This is a genomic window from Bacteroides mucinivorans, from assembly GCF_034654355.2.
In the GTDB taxonomy this organism is placed as follows: Bacteria; Bacteroidota; Bacteroidia; order Bacteroidales; family Bacteroidaceae; genus Bacteroides; species Bacteroides nordii.
The window spans coordinates 3,221,543-3,237,298 of sequence record NZ_CP178179.1; the positions used below are offsets into that span (position 1 = coordinate 3,221,543).

At 39.9% G+C, this 15,756-nt stretch carries 12 protein-coding genes; 6 read left to right on the forward strand and 6 right to left on the reverse strand.

Annotated elements, in window-relative coordinates; translation table 11 throughout:
• Window positions 1-8 precede the first annotated feature (8 nt).
• The gene (locus VCM39_RS12205; protein ID WP_322932591.1) at window positions 9-752 is read right to left on the reverse strand and encodes a hypothetical protein; all 744 of its coding nucleotides are present in this window, start codon (window positions 750-752) and stop codon (window positions 9-11) included.
• A 1,180-nt stretch (window positions 753-1,932) separates the two neighbouring features.
• Between VCM39_RS12205 and VCM39_RS12210 the strand changes: the two genes are divergently transcribed.
• The gene (locus VCM39_RS12210; RefSeq protein WP_221648970.1) at window positions 1,933-2,154 is read left to right on the forward strand and encodes a hypothetical protein; all 222 of its coding nucleotides are present in this window, start codon (window positions 1,933-1,935) and stop codon (window positions 2,152-2,154) included.
• 137 nt (window positions 2,155-2,291) lie between these two features.
• Here VCM39_RS12210 and pgl read toward each other — a convergent pair whose 3' ends face one another.
• The 3 genes from pgl to gnd form a co-directional block, all read right to left on the reverse strand.
• Window positions 2,292-3,020 carry a 6-phosphogluconolactonase gene (gene pgl, locus VCM39_RS12215; RefSeq protein ID WP_289291436.1) on the reverse strand — a complete coding sequence of 243 codons (729 nt, stop codon included), beginning with the start codon at window positions 3,018-3,020 and terminating at the stop codon, window positions 2,292-2,294.
• Window positions 3,017-4,513 carry a glucose-6-phosphate dehydrogenase gene (gene zwf / locus VCM39_RS12220; protein WP_221649087.1) on the reverse strand — a complete coding sequence of 499 codons (1,497 nt, stop codon included), beginning with the start codon at window positions 4,511-4,513 and terminating at the stop codon, window positions 3,017-3,019. The genes pgl and zwf overlap by 4 nt, the downstream gene beginning before the upstream one ends.
• 111 nt (window positions 4,514-4,624) lie before the next feature.
• Entirely contained in the window at window positions 4,625-6,100 is a 1,476-nt protein-coding gene (gnd, locus tag VCM39_RS12225; protein ID WP_322932589.1) for a decarboxylating NADP(+)-dependent phosphogluconate dehydrogenase, read from the reverse strand.
• Between the two features lie 134 nt (window positions 6,101-6,234).
• Between gnd and VCM39_RS12230 the strand changes: the two genes are divergently transcribed.
• The gene (locus tag VCM39_RS12230; protein WP_289291440.1) at window positions 6,235-7,401 is read left to right on the forward strand and encodes a dicarboxylate/amino acid:cation symporter; all 1,167 of its coding nucleotides are present in this window, start codon (window positions 6,235-6,237) and stop codon (window positions 7,399-7,401) included.
• Window positions 7,402-7,490: 89 nt separating this feature from the next.
• Here VCM39_RS12230 and VCM39_RS12235 read toward each other — a convergent pair whose 3' ends face one another.
• Complete coding sequence (locus tag VCM39_RS12235) at window positions 7,491-7,685, reverse strand: hypothetical protein (protein WP_289291442.1); 195 nt, start codon at window positions 7,683-7,685, stop codon at window positions 7,491-7,493.
• Between the two features lie 885 nt (window positions 7,686-8,570).
• Complete coding sequence (locus tag VCM39_RS12240; RefSeq protein WP_322932588.1) at window positions 8,571-9,839, reverse strand: ATP-binding protein; 1,269 nt, start codon at window positions 9,837-9,839, stop codon at window positions 8,571-8,573.
• A 345-nt stretch (window positions 9,840-10,184) separates the two neighbouring features.
• Here VCM39_RS12240 and gmd point away from each other — a divergent pair, with 345 nt between their 5' ends.
• The 4 genes from gmd to VCM39_RS12260 all read left to right on the forward strand — a co-directional run bounded on the left by gmd (window position 10,185) and on the right by VCM39_RS12260 (window position 15,744).
• On the forward strand, window positions 10,185-11,258 hold the full coding sequence (gmd, locus tag VCM39_RS12245) for a GDP-mannose 4,6-dehydratase (RefSeq protein ID WP_002560711.1): 1,074 nt from the start codon (window positions 10,185-10,187) through the stop codon (window positions 11,256-11,258).
• Window positions 11,259-11,263: 5 nt separating this feature from the next.
• Entirely contained in the window at window positions 11,264-12,334 is a 1,071-nt protein-coding gene (locus tag VCM39_RS12250; RefSeq protein WP_221648976.1) for a GDP-L-fucose synthase family protein, read from the forward strand.
• Window positions 12,335-12,523: 189 nt separating this feature from the next.
• Complete coding sequence (locus VCM39_RS12255; RefSeq protein WP_322932587.1) at window positions 12,524-14,182, forward strand: AMP-binding protein; 1,659 nt, start codon at window positions 12,524-12,526, stop codon at window positions 14,180-14,182.
• A gap of 29 nt (window positions 14,183-14,211) precedes the next feature.
• Entirely contained in the window at window positions 14,212-15,744 is a 1,533-nt protein-coding gene (locus tag VCM39_RS12260; RefSeq protein WP_322932586.1) for a sulfatase, read from the forward strand.
• Window positions 15,745-15,756 lie beyond the last annotated feature (12 nt).

Genomic DNA, 15,756 nt, shown 5'->3' on the forward strand with positions numbered 1-15,756 from the left:
AATAGCTATTATCTTTTTTTTAACTCATTGATTTCTTTCTTCATTTCAATTATGTATAAAGTTAATTCTTCTATCTTTTGAAGTAACAAAGCATTGGTTTCAGCTAAATTCACTCCATTGGCTTTTACTTCTTCTTCCGAAGGCATACCCGGTAAGGTACCTCTTTCACCGATGTGTTGCTCTACTTCCTCCAATGTAGGGAGTTTATAGTCTTTCTTAAAAACAAAATCAGCCCAATCGGACTCTACCTTGATCTCTTTGGCACGGATAGTACCATTTACATCCAATTTATTTTGAGGATTAGTTGTTCCAATTCCAATATTCCCATCTGTCACTAATATGCTATTACTTCTGATTGTACCATTTACATCAAGCTCATACAGAGGATTATCATTCTTTACCCCAACTTTACCGTCAGCCTGTACAACAAACATTGGTGTAAATACAAAACCAAATAAATTGGTAAAGCCAACAGAAAATTTATCACGCCCATCAATACAATCGCCGATACTCACCCTTAATTCACTTGCATCTAATCCGGTATTATACCTAGCCATAAAAACCGGATCTGTATTATCATCCAAATGGCTAAACCACAAATAATGCCCCCAGTCTTTCACCCAATCTCCAGATGACACAGTTGGACCAAATTGAAAATCACCATTTAATTCCAGTTTATTATTAATTATTTCTTGGGAAAATAAACTTGCACTACTCAAAACAAAAGCTAATAAAAGACTACTTCTTTTCATAATAATAAATTTAAAAAGTGAACACTAATAAAGATTATCTCAATTAATAAAATATCGTAGTAAGTATATACTATCAGAAGCAATGGCTTCTTAAGTCGGAAAACAATCATTTTAGACAAAAATAAAGAAAAAGATCAAAATATCCTAAAAAGCTACCCGGACAATTACAATGTTTATACATCATAATAAAAATCTGTATATCAATATCATATACGTTTCACAAAAAAAAGAACCCGGACAATTCAAGATTTATTTTTATGCTACAAAATGAGATTGTAGAAAAAATAGGCAGATAGTGTTAGTTTATTAGAGTATTCATAAAAAATAAACCTTGATTCTGAAGAAACGAAACCTGCTTAAAATGCTTCACTTATCATGTGACTCACACATAACTCATCGTAAAGTGCCTCACTCCTACAGTTATCCTCAACCCTAATAGCATGAACATCACAAATCACAATCCTCTCTTATTTATTTCTCATAGCATTTATTAGCCACAAATAAAAATCATATCAGTTGTTTACAGAGTAGGCGTAGTCTACATGCAGGTAAGGTATAACCTCTAAACAAGCCTTATAAAAGGATGATAATGGGGTATTATTACAGCCTAAAGCATACAAATCTTAAATCCCCTCATCATATTTTTTCATTATTCAATTATTTATATTATCTTTGCACATATAAAAGCCATAAAACAACTTCGTGCTGGCTTATAAGGTTGTCTTTTTCTATTTTTTGGGCACCTCTATTTACTTATCAAACAACAATAATATATCACTATTTGAAATTCTGATTAATATATTAGTCAGGCTTGTGAAAGTCTGTATATATACTTTTTTAAATTATAGCATAAGATTTGATAAATCTCTATGTAAGAGATTTCTTGTCCGCCCAGCCTGTGAAGGTAGGGCGGATTTTTGTTTATATAGCTATCATACTTAATAATTCGTTAAACAGGACTAAGAATTAAGCTAAATACAGAACCTTTTTAACCAAATATCTGTTTTGATTTAAAACTTAAACTTTTTATACGGCAGGCCATCTGTGAAGACAGCAAGCCGTAATATTTTATTTCTATTCATTTATTATTTAAAAAGCGACTTAGTAAAAAAATAATATATCACAAATAGTACAATTTTATTATTATAGCATTATCTTTGTACCCGTTAAAACAGATGAGATGAACGAAGAAGAATTAATGCTAAATGGCCTCCTGATTGACAAATGCAAAGAAGAAGGAATTATGATAGCTTTGGTTGCTATCAACAGAGAGACAAAAGAAATTGAATTACCACAGAGCTTTAAAGATATAGTAAACGACCCTAACTACTATATTTGCTACTGTCATAGAAATGAAAAAGAAGAATACCTTATTGAGAAAATAAAAGAAGTACCCGATTAAAAAACAGATAAGAATGAATTATACAAAGCCATTCTTATCACAGGTTTCAATACGAAAAGAAAGCCGTTTCTTATCGTATTGAAACAACTTTCTTATATAGATATTTCAGAAGATACTACAATCAACTTATTAACCGATCAATCCGGTATTTCTTCTCTATTTATTTTCGCAGCCGCATAATCATCAAGAAAGAGCTCTACATTCTTAGCATGATGGGCAATATATGCAGCAGGGCCTGTGTCACCAGAGGTACAAATCTCCTCCACCACTTCAGCTTTACTTCTGCCTGTGATCAAGAAGATTACCCGACGGGCATTAATAATAGGACACCCCGTCATCGCAATACGTTTCTGGCCATTATTCGGGTTATAACTTACTTCATAAATCCGATCAGCAGACAATAGTTTCTCTTGTCCGGGAAAAATTGATGAAGTATGCCCATCTCCACCTGCTCCTAACAATATTATATCAAATACAGGCCAACCATCCTGCAAAGGAACCTGGCTTTCTACTACCCGGGAATACCGGACCGCTTCCTTATCCGGTCTATCCTCTCCTCTGATACGAAACACATTTTCATAATCAATAGGAACCACGCCCACCAACAATGAACGTACCATTCCATAATTGCTATCTGAGTTCTCGGGTGGAACACAGCGTTCGTCTACAAAAAAAACTTTCATCCGCGTCCACGGAGTAATATCGCTATATTCGTTTGCCCACAAGTCAAACATCAATGCAGGAGTACTTCCACCACTTAAAGCAATATTGAAAGTCTTGCCGGGTTCATCTATCATAATCTTTATCAGATGAAGAATCAGTGCGCGTGCCGTCTCAATGGACGAAGGATAAATAAAAGGTTTCATAGTTCACAATATTGGTCTGTGTTTGTCAAATTTTTACAAGGATTAGTCCATTCAGCACTATGTTCGTGCATCATAGCTTCACTTTCGAGAGGACCCCATGTACCGGCCGGATAACCATAAAGCGGTGCATCGGGATGTTCTTTCCAATAGTGGAGAATTGGATCAAAGAACCGCCAGGACGCCTCCACTGCGTCACTTCGTGTAAAGAGCGTAGGATCACCCTGGATACAGTCATCAATCAAACGGGCATAAGCATCGCCACCAGGTACGCCACCAAGCTGGTTATAACTGAAATCCATTGTTACTTGTTTCACTTCAAATCCTGCACCAGGTACTTTCATACCTATTTTCAGAACAATACCTTCATTGGGTTGAAGGCGAAGGATTAGTTTATTGGCACGAGGACAATTACCTCCCGCACAATGAAACATCTGATGTGGTGTTTCACGGAAGTGTACCACTATTTCCGTAACCTTGGTAGGCATTTGCTTTCCGGTACGGATGTAGAATGGAACACCACTCCAACGCCAGTTACTAATTCCCAGTTTCATAGCAATATACGTCTCCGTCCGTGAATCGGGATTTACATTTTTCTCTTCACGATATCCCTTCTTATTACCAGAAGCGGTGTATTGCCCCCGAACAATATGTTCTTCAAAATCCTCTTCGGTCAATGGAGTCAGAGATTCATACACTTTCACCACTTCATTACGGAATGTATCAGCATTAAAGATGGCAGGTGGTTCCATTGCCGTAAGTGCCACAAGTTGTATGAGATGATTCTGCACCATATCACGTAAGGCCCCGGCAGTATCATAGAAACCACCACGCTGCTCAATACCCAGATTTTCAACAGCCGTCACCTCTATATAATCGATATAATTACGATTCCACAGAGGTTCAAATATCCCGTTAGCAAAACGGAAAGCAAGCAGGTTTTGAGCAGTTTCCTTACCCAAAAAATGGTCAATACGGTAAATCTGATGTTCATCGAAAACAGAAGCATAAATACGATTCAACTCTTCAGCAGACTGAAGATCGTATCCAAATGGCTTCTCTACTATAATACGTGCCCTTCCGCGATTAAGATGCGCTTTTTTAAGGTGCAACGGAATCACTCCATATAAAGAAGGAGGTGTAGCCAGATAGAACAACAGATTATCCGGTTCCTTCTCTCCGGCAAGTTCTTCAATACGCTGACGAAGGCGGACATAGCCAGCCTCTATAGCAGGATCAATAGCCAGATAATAAAGATGTTGTGTAAAGCTATCCATCAACTCTTTATCCTGTTCTTCGGGTTTCACAAATTGTTCAAGTTCTGTATATATGTAAGCACGATAGTCAGTATCCGAGTACACAGTACGTCCCACACCTATCACAGAAAACTCCCCTGTGAGACGCTTATCTCTATACAAAGAGTACAAGGCAGGCATCAGCTTACGTTTAGTAAGGTCACCCGAAGCGCCAAAGATTATCATTACAAATTTATCCATCATCTTAGTGATTAGTGATTAGTCGTTAGTGGTTAGTGATAAGTGATTAGTGATTAGTGGCTGCGCTATTATGCCGGATGGCACTAATCACTAATCACTTATCACTAACCACTAATTATTGTATATTCCTGATTTCGTATCACCACCATGTCCTGTCCAGTTCTCATGGAAGAACTGTCCGCGGAGTTCATCTTTTCGTTCAAAAGTATGTGCACCAAAGTAATCGCGTTGCGCCTGTATCATATTAGCAGGCAAATTGGCGGATACCAATGAATAGAAATAATTCAATGCCGAAGAAAAAGCGGGAACAGGAAGCTCCTCATGCATAGCCTGTACTACGAGCGTTTTCCATCCGGATAACAGCTCCTTTATTTCATCCCGGAAATAAGGTGCCAACAAAAGATTTTTCGGTTTATCCTTTGCCTCGAAAGCAGCAGCAATGTCATTTAAGAAGATACTACGAATGATACAACCGCCACGCCACATACGTGCAATAGAAGCCAGATCGAGTTTCCAGCCAAAAGTATCAGAAGCACGCTGAAGTACAGCGAACCCCTGATCATAAGAAACCAGCTTGGATGCATATAATGCAGCATAAATTTCCTTCACCAATTCCGGTTTATTATAAACAGCTTGTGCACGTTTGCACTGAAATTGCCGTGAAGCTGTCTCGCGCAACTCTTTCTGAGCCGACAAACTACGTTCAAATACCGCAGTAGCAATCAGTCCCAAAGGCATACCCAGCTCCATGGCATTAATAACGGACCATTTCCCCGTACCCTTCTGTCCTGCAGTATCCAGAATTTTATCCAACAAATACCCTCCCGACTTATCTGTATGCCGCAAAATATTTGCTGTAATTTCAATCAAATAACTACGAAGTTTCCCTTCATTCCAATGAGAAAAGACATTTGCCATCTCTTCATTCTCCAGGTCAAGCAGATTCTTCATCACCCAGTACGCCTCAGCAATAAGTTGCATATCGCCATACTCTATGCCATTGTGTATCATCTTCACAAAATGTCCGGAACCAGCCGGCCCAATCCAGTCGCAACAAGGTGTACCGTCTGATGCTTTTGCTGCAATACTTTGCAGAATAGGTTTCACCTCCGACCAGGCTGCTACTGAACCGCCTGGCATAATGGAAGCACCATTCAAGGCTCCCTCTTCACCACCAGACACACCTGCACCGACGAAAAGAAATCCCTTCGACTCAGCCAATTCCACACGACGATTGGTATCCTCATAATTGGAGTTACCACCATCAATCAAAATATCACCCGGAGAAAGCAAAGGAAAAAGTTGTTCCATTAATTCATCTACAGCACTACCGGCACGAACCATCATCATTATCTTTCGAGGCAAGGCTATTGAATCTACAAATGCAGCAATATCAGTAAAACCTTCGATGTTTAGACCTTTAGCCCGCCCATTGAGAAATCGTTCTACCACTCCTTCTTCTACTCCGGGCACTGTACGGTTGTATACCGATACATTCCATCCTTTACTTGCCATATTCAAAGCTAAATTTTCGCCCATTACAGCCAAACCAATCAGCCCAACATCTGTTTTATTCTGTATTGACATAATTGTAAGTTTTATCTAATTAGTTGTTTATTCTTTATTAATTTACTTATTTACTATAACATATACAATAAAATTTTGTTCGGCTATTTACAGAAAAAATGCTACTTTTGTAGCAATTAAATAAAGTTTCGATCATGAAGAAAATCCATATCGGGCTGTTACCCCGCATTATTATTGCCATTTTGTTAGGAATTGCAGTTGGACACTTCTTTCCGGCCTCGTTAGTTCGCATATTTGTAACATTCAATGGTATCTTTAGTGAATTTCTAAATTTTTCTATTCCGCTCATCATTCTCGGACTGGTCACAATTGCCATTGCCGATATCGGAAAAGGAGCCGGCAAAATGCTGATTGTAACTGCACTGATTGCCTACGGAGCGACATTGTTTTCGGGTTTCCTCTCCTACTTTACCGGTGCTACTTTATTCCCATCCTTGATAGAGCCCGGAAGACCACTCGAAGAAGTGAGTGAAGCACAAGGCATACTTCCTTTCTTCTCCGTTGCCATCCCACCGCTAATGAATGTAATGACATCTTTGGTTCTCGCTTTCACACTGGGATTAGGATTGGCCACACTACGCAGTGATGCCCTAAAGAATGTGGCAAGAGATTTCCAGGAGATTATTGTCCGCATGATCAGTGCTGTCATTCTGCCTTTGCTACCGCTCTACATCTTCGGTATATTTCTCAACATGACACACTCCGGACAAGTATTCTCCATCCTAATGGTATTCATCAAAATCATTGGAGTTATTTTCGCTTTGCACATTTTCTTATTGATTTTTCAATACTCTATTGCTGCACTGTTTGTTCAACGCAATCCTTTCAAATTATTAGGACGGATGCTACCGGCCTACTTCACCGCATTAGGAACTCAATCATCTGCTGCTACCATCCCTGTCACCTTAGAGCAGACAAAAAAGAATGGAGTATCAGCTGATATTGCCGGTTTTGTCATTCCACTCTGCGCCACGATCCATCTTTCGGGCAGTACACTAAAGATTGTAGCCTGTGCTTTGGCTTTAATGATGATGCAAGGTATGCCATTCGATTTCTCTCTTTTCGCAGGATTCATTTTTATGTTAGGCATCACCATGATAGCCGCACCTGGTGTTCCCGGAGGAGCTATTATGGCATCTTTAGGTATTTTACAATCCATGTTGGGCTTTGACGAATCAGCACAAGCACTAATGATAGCGTTGTACATTGCAATGGACAGTTTCGGCACAGCATGTAATGTCACAGGTGATGGGGCAATTGCATTGATCATTGACAAAATCATGGGAAAAAGTAAACTATGAAACTATACGAATTAAACAAGCAGGGAGGATCTCCTCAATACCCGAAATGAAAAGGATAGCGACTGCCCTCCCTCTCAATAGTCAGAATATTAAAAAAGGCGAACAATAGAGATGATACCCTGTTCTTTCAATTCCTGTAATATTTTGCTTTCTTTGTTACTACGGGCCTTAGAACCATGTGCCAGCTCATAAACCCGCCATGGAGCAGTTTTAAATTGAGATGCCACCTTAATATAAACCATTCGTCTACTCGAGAATAAAAAACAACCAAACCACTTAATCATAAGTTAACAGTTTTACTTGTTATTAATACATGCTTTAAACAAAACAGACGCGTCTATGCATAGTACGCATCTCGCCCAGATATCTGCATACAAAATTAATTGCAAGCCAGATGCTTTCCAACAAAATCAATCTTCAGTATATACCATCTTGTCCAAAGATTATATCACTTTGTCCCTCTCAATTCATATCACACTTATTCTCAGGAAGTTTAAATATGTCACTAACTCTGTTATACAATGACATAAGGATTTTCTCCTCTTCAACCGGTTTTCATATCTCACCGCCCATACAGGTATCACAAAAGTATCTCATAATGAACACATAAGCAAGCTACTCCTCTTAATTTAATGATTATGTAATATGTATTTCAAAATTACAAAAAGACAAAAACAGACTCCTCCTCCAATCTATTTTTTATATCAGAAAAACAGATAAAAAAGAATTGTTGCAAACAAAAAATCTCTCAATAGTTTTTGCGTATTGAGAGACTTTTATTACATATCATCTCAAAAAGAGACTTATTAACAAGATGGTAAAGGAGAAAAATATTTCTTCATAAACAGAAATGGAATACTGGTATTTCCGATGCGACAAACCGATATTCTCATGAAGTATCAAGTGATGGATGATATAAGCACATTATCCACCCCATAAACAACTAACAGATTGTTTTATCTAAAGAGTTTATCACTTTACAGTGAAGTTATTTGATACAATGGTAGAAACAGACTATAAAACACTGAAAACCAAGCAATAAAAAAGTACGTACTTTTGGGGTACAAAAGTACGTATTTAAATCACTATTAATATGCATTTTAAGTCACCGTTAAAATACTAAGTTTGCAAACAAGAGATTAAAGAGTTGTGGCAGATAATAATAAATGTTACAACATTTCTGCCAATTTCCACACCTGTATATGTCGTATGCCTTCTTTTGACGGCAATGCTACATTATCAAGAGATACTATCCACTTTTCATAATTATCCTGTATTGCCTCCAACGAAGCATACAAAGACTGCATCGTCAACTCATTATCCAAAGCACACACACACTGAATGTAGATAATCCGGTCTCCTTTCCGTGCAAGAAAGTCAATCACTTTATTACGATGTACACCTACATAAACAGCATATCCGGCACGTCGTAATTCAAGATAAACATGATTTTTGAACTTTGCGTCCTGTTCGCGGACAAAGAACGGATAAAGAAAACGCATGAAAGCCCAATCATTAATATAATAACGACAACTGCCCAGCACTACTTCTTTACTACGAACCTGACAGCGCTCTACACGATGAATCAGGAAAGTATTCTCGAGGTAACTGATATAATTGGCAATCGTATCATAACTCGTCTTTCGCTGCTGCGAATTAAAATGAGTAACCAGATTAGTAACAGATACCAATTCGGACAGATGTGCTGCTAAATAGATAAGTACATCTTCAAAAAGCCGGGGATCTTTCACACGATACTGTTGCACAATATCACGAAACAGTGCGGTATCTTTAATAGAGGAGACATAATTCCATTTTGCATCTTCCGTTGATAAAACAGAAAGCCGGGGCAAGGAACACCCTTCCATATATGCAGCATAGCTCTTACCGGAAGCTTCTTCCCGCACACGTTCTCTATACTCTGCATAACTAAAAGGAAAAACCTCAAAACTCACATAATGCCGGTCCGGCATCCCTTCCGCATCGCAAGGAAGTATCTCTCTACCGGACCCACTGATAAACAGCTCACTACTGTTGACATAATCCTGCGAATGAGAATATACAAACTCTTCCCAACCTATGATGTTCTGTATCTCTTCAATAAATAGATAGATTTTTCCTACCGGATGAATTCGTTCCCGATAAGTAGATAAAAGTTCTTCAAGTCCTTCACGTCCGGATATGAAACCAGAATCGGTGAATGAACGATTTATATACAATATATTCCGTGCCGATACTCCCTCATCAAGTAAATGAAGCATAATCTGCCGAAGCAGATATGATTTCCCTGCCCCACGTTGGCCTATCAGTAACTTTATCAGTTTATTACCGATATAGCCAAAAATACGATTGGTATAACTCTTACGAATGAATCCGGCTTCCGGCAACCGTCCGTTCCAATAGTTAGAGAGACTTAATTCATTAAAACAATCATTCATATCCGAATATATTAATACTATAATTAAAAAATTCAAATAAAAATGATATTTACAAACCAAACAATATAATTTTCATTTATACTTGAATAATATTCGGCAAATATAAATATTTTCTGTTTAAACTAAAAAATTCCATCCTTATATATAGCTCTTATCCGAAAGAAAATACCGAATATTGCAACGATATTAGAAGCCAGAGTTAGAAGTTGGAAGTCAGTAGTTAGTAGTTAGAATCTATGCAGCGTGATTATTTTTATGCCGAAGGGATTCTAGCTACTAACTACCAAATTCTAACTACTAACTATTAGCTTCTAACTACCAACTACCAAATTAATTATTTATAATATGAAGAAAGCTCTTATTTCTGGGATCACAGGGCAAGACGGTTCATTCCTTGCCGAATTTTTATTGCAAAAAGGTTATGAAGTACACGGTATACTCCGTCGTTCTTCTTCTTTCAACACCGGACGCATCGAACATCTTTATTTTGACGAATGGGTGCGCGACATGAAACAGAAACGTACTATCAACCTGCATTATGCCGACATGACTGATTCAAGTTCATTGATACGTGTCATCCAAATGGTACAACCCGACGAAATATACAACTTAGCTGCACAAAGCCATGTTAAGGTATCTTTTGATGTACCCGAATACACTGCGGAAGCAGATGCTATCGGCACACTACGTATGCTCGAAGCAGTACGTATCCTGGGACTGGAAAAGAAAACACGCATTTATCAGGCTTCTACCTCAGAGCTTTATGGCAAGGTACAGGAAGTGCCTCAGAGTGAAACAACTCCGTTCTATCCACGTAGTCCGTATGCAGTGGCCAAGCAATATGGCTTCTGGATTACAAAGAACTACCGCGAAAGTTACGGTATGTTTGCTGTAAACGGTATCCTCTTTAACCATGAGAGTGAACGTCGCGGAGAAACATTCGTAACCCGTAAAATAACACTGGCAGCAGCACGTATTGTACAAGGTGAACAAGACAAATTGTACTTGGGAAACCTGGATGCACGCCGTGACTGGGGATATGCGAAAGATTACGTAGAATGCATGTGGCTTATCCTGCAACATGATGTTCCGGAAGACTTTGTGATTGCTACCGGAGAAATGCACACCGTACGCGAGTTCTGTACACTTGCTTTTGCCGAAGCAGGAATCAACCTGCGTTGGGAAGGCGAAGGAATAGATGAAAAAGGTATCGACACCGTTACCGGAAAAGTATTGGTAGAGGTTGATCCGAAATATTTCCGTCCGGCTGAAGTAGAACAGCTACTGGGTAATCCTACGAAGGCTAAAACCGTATTAGGCTGGAATCCGTGTGCCACTCCATTCCCCGAATTAGTAAAGATTATGGTACGCCATGATATGAGAAAAGTACAAAAAATGATTGCAACCAAACAGGAGTAAGATCAATGGATAAAAATGCAAAGATATATGTAGCAGGACACCACGGACTCGTGGGTTCTGCTATCTGGAAAAACTTGCAGGAAAAAGGATACACCCATCTTGTAGGACGTACACACAAAGAGCTCGATTTGCTGGATGGTGTTGCCGTTCGCAACTTTTTTGATGAAGAACAACCGGAATATGTATTCTTAGCTGCTGCATTCGTGGGTGGCATCATGGCCAACAGTATTTATCGCGCTGACTTTATTTACAAGAATTTGCAAATACAGCAGAATGTTATCGGCGAAAGTTTTCGTCACCATGTGAAGAAACTGTTATTCCTGGGCAGCACCTGTATCTATCCGCGGGACGCCGAGCAGCCAATGAAAGAGGAGGTACTGCTGACTTCCCCGTTGGAATACACCAATGAGCCCTATGCCATCGCCAAAATTGCAGGATTGAAAATGTGCGAAAGCTTCAATTTGCAATATGGAACGAATTATATCGCTGTAATGCCTACCAATCTATATGGTCCGAATGATAACTTCGATCTGGAACGTAGCCATGTGTTACCGGCCATGATACGCAAAGTCCATCTGGCACACTGCCTGAAAGAAGGAAACTGGGAAGCAGTACGTAAAGATATGAATGCCCGTCCGGTAGAAGGAATCGACGGTAATAGCCCCCAAGAAGATATTCTGAATATCCTGAAAAAATATGGTATCAGTGATACGGAAGTATTGCTTTGGGGCACCGGAACACCGTTACGCGAATTCTTATGGAGTGAAGAAATGGCCGATGCCAGCGTATTCGTGATGGAACATGTAGATTTCAAGGATACCTATAAAGAAGGTAGCAAAGATATTCGCAATTGCCACATCAACATTGGTACAGGCAAAGAAATATCTATCCGCCAGCTCGCCGAACTGATTGTAGAAACAGTTGGTTATAAAGGTAAACTAACTTTTGACAGTACCAAGCCGGACGGTACGATGCGCAAGTTAACAGATCCTTCCAAACTACACGGATTAGGATGGCATCACAAAATCGAGATAGAGGAAGGAGTACGAAAAATGTACGACTGGTACCTTAGTTGAAAACTTCTTTAATTGAAAGTTGAAAATTGAAAGTTGAAAATTAGCTGCGCAAACATGCTGCATAGCAACTTTCAGCTTTCAATTTTCAGCTTTCAACTCTATAAGTTTTCAACTTTCAATTAAAGAAGTTTTCTGTTCTCAATTAAATACCTATATTTGCACAATTTAATACCAAATGTGCAAAAAACAATGGAACAAAGTTTTATAGCTTACATTGAAAACAGTATCAAGAATAACTGGGACCTGGATGCCCTGACTGATTATAAGGGAGCCACCCTACAGTATAAAGACGTAGCCCGCAAGATCGAAAAGCTGCATATCATCTTTGAAGAAAGCGGTATTCAAAAAGGAGACAAGATAGCCGTCTGCGGACGAAACAGCTCTCACTGGGGAGTCACTTTTCTTGCTACATTAACCTACGGTGCAGTAATTGTACCGATTCTGCACGAATTCAAAGCAGACAATGTACACAACATAGTCAATCACTCTGAAGCCAAACTCCTTTTCGTTGGCGATATGGTATGGGAAAACCTCAATGAATCGGCTATGCCACTACTCGAAGGTATCCTGATGATGACAGACTTCACCCTGCTGGTAACACGCAGTGAAAAACTGACATACGCCCGCGAACATCTGAACGAATTATTCGGCAAGAAATACCCGAAGAACTTCCGAAAAGAACATGTAGAATATCACAAAGACCAGCCCGAAGAGCTGGCGGTTATCAACTATACATCCGGAACAACAAGTTATTCGAAGGGGGTAATGCTCCCCTACCGTAGCCTGTGGTCAAATACCAAATTCGGTTTTGAAGTGCTAACGTTAAAACCGGGTGACAAGATTGTATCTATGCTGCCAATGGCGCATATGTACGGGCTGGCATTTGAGTTCCTGTATGAATTTTCCGTAGGTTGCCAAATCTACTTCCTTACCCGGATGCCAAGTCCCAAAATTATCTTCCAAGCATTTGCAGAGGTGAAACCCAATCTGGTAGTAGCTGTACCACTTATCATCGAAAAGATTATAAAGAAGAATATCTTGCCTAAACTGGAAACTCCCACCATGAAGCTATTGCTGAAAGTACCTGTTATTAATGATAAGATCAAGGCAACAGTACGCGAACAGATGATACAGGCCTTTGGGGGCAACTTTGAAGCTGTGATTGTGGGTGGTGCCGCTTTCAATCAGGAAGTGGAGCAATTTCTCAAGATGATTGAGTTCCCCTACACAGTGGGCTATGGAATGACAGAATGTGGTCCGATCATCTGTTACGAGGATTGGAAATATTTCAAACCGGGTTCATGTGGAAAAGCTGCGCCCCGTATGGATGTGAGAATTCTTTCATCGGATCCTGAAAACATACCGGGAGAAATTGTTTGCAAAGGTCCCAATGTAATGCTGGGATATTACAAAAATGAAGAAGCTACCAAACAAGTAATTGATAAGGATGGCTGGTTGCATACCGGTGATCTTGCTTTGGAAGATGCCGAAGGAAATATCACGATCAAAGGTCGCAGTAAGAATATGCTATTAGGTCCAAGCGGACAAAATATCTATCCTGAGGAGATTGAAGACAAGTTGAACAATCTGCCTTACGTATCGGAAAGTATCATCGTGCAGCAAAATGAGAAATTAGTGGGTCTGGTATATCCCGACTTCGACGAAGCTTTTGCACATGGCTTGAAAAATGAAGATATGGAACGCGTAATGGAAGAAAACCGCGTTGCACTGAATGCCATGTTGCCGGCATATAGCCAGATTTCAAAAATGAAAATATATCCGGAAGAGTTCGAGAAAACTCCGAAGAAATCAATCAAGAGATTCCTGTATCAGGAAGCAAAAGGATAAGAAAAAAAAGATTTACGATTGTCAGCATTATGAGAAACAAACTATTACTATCCGCAGCCATACTCCCGGCGTTAAGCATTAGTAGCGATGTTCATGCAGCACAAAATCAGAAACATCCTAATATTATTATGTTTCTGGTAGATGACATGGGATGGCAGGACACCTCTCTTCCCTTTTGGACACAGCGTACACATTATAATAATATTTATGAAACGCCCAATATGGAGCGTTTGGCGGCACAGGGTATGATGTTTACACAGGCCTACGCTTGCAGTATCAGCTCTCCAAGCCGTGTCAGTTTGTTTACAGGTATGAATGCAGCACGTCACCGGGTAACCAGTTGGACACTGCGCAAAAACACAACGCATGAGCAACCGGACTCCGTTATGATATATCCGGAATGGAATGTAAATGGCATTTGCCAAGAACCGGGAATAGAACGAACAACTCAAGTCACCACGCTGGCGCAAGTTCTGAAAGACAACGGTTATCACACTATTCACTGTGGGAAAGCTCATTTCGGAGCAAATGATACTCCGGGTGAAGATCCGCTGAAAATGGGATTTGAAGTGAATATAGCCGGACATGCCGCAGGTTCCCCTGCAAGTTATTACGGTAAAGAGAACTTTGGAAATAAACCCGATGGTAAAAGCCCGTTAGCTGCCGTACCGGGTCTGGAAAAATATCACGGTACAGATACATTTCTGAGCGAAGCACTCACACTGGAAGCAGAAAAAGTTCTGGATAATGCACAGAAGAGTGACAAGCCATTTTTCCTGTATATGGCTCATTATGCCGTACACACGCCTATACAACCTGATCTGCGTTTCTATCAGAAGTATCTCGATAAGGGATTGCCTCCGGTAGAAGCTGCCTATGCTACTCTTATAGAAGGGATGGATAAAAGCCTCGGTGACCTGATGGACTATCTGGAAAAGAACAATCTGAAAGAAAATACCGTTATTCTTTTTATGTCAGACAATGGCGGACTGGCTGCGCATACACGCGCAGGGCAACTCCATGTGCAGAACTATCCACTCAACAGTGGTAAAGGCTCTGCTTATGAAGGAGGGGTTCGTGAACCAATGATTGTCAGTTGGCCCGGTAAAGTTAAACCCGGAAGTAAATGTAATCACTACCTGATGATCGAAGACTTCTTTCCATCCATATTGGAAATAGCTGGTGTATCGGACTATAAGACGATACAGCAACGGGATGGTATCAGCTTTGTACCTCTTCTTACTGAAAAAGGCAAAGTGCAGGATAGGGATATCTATTGGCATTATCCACACAGCTGGGGACCTTCGGGACCGGGAATCGGGGCAACGTGTGCCATTCGTTCGGGAGACTGGAAGCTGGTCTACTATTTTGACTCCGGTAAACGGGAGTTATTCAATATAGCCAATGACATTAGTGAAAAACAGGATCTGGCAGCAAAAGAGCCATGCATCACGAAACAGTTGGCAGAGAAATTAAGCAACTACCTCCGTTCTGTTGATGCACAACGCCCCGTATTACGTAAAACTCAACAATTGGCACCTTGGCCGGATGAAGTAAAATAAGATGTATTCACC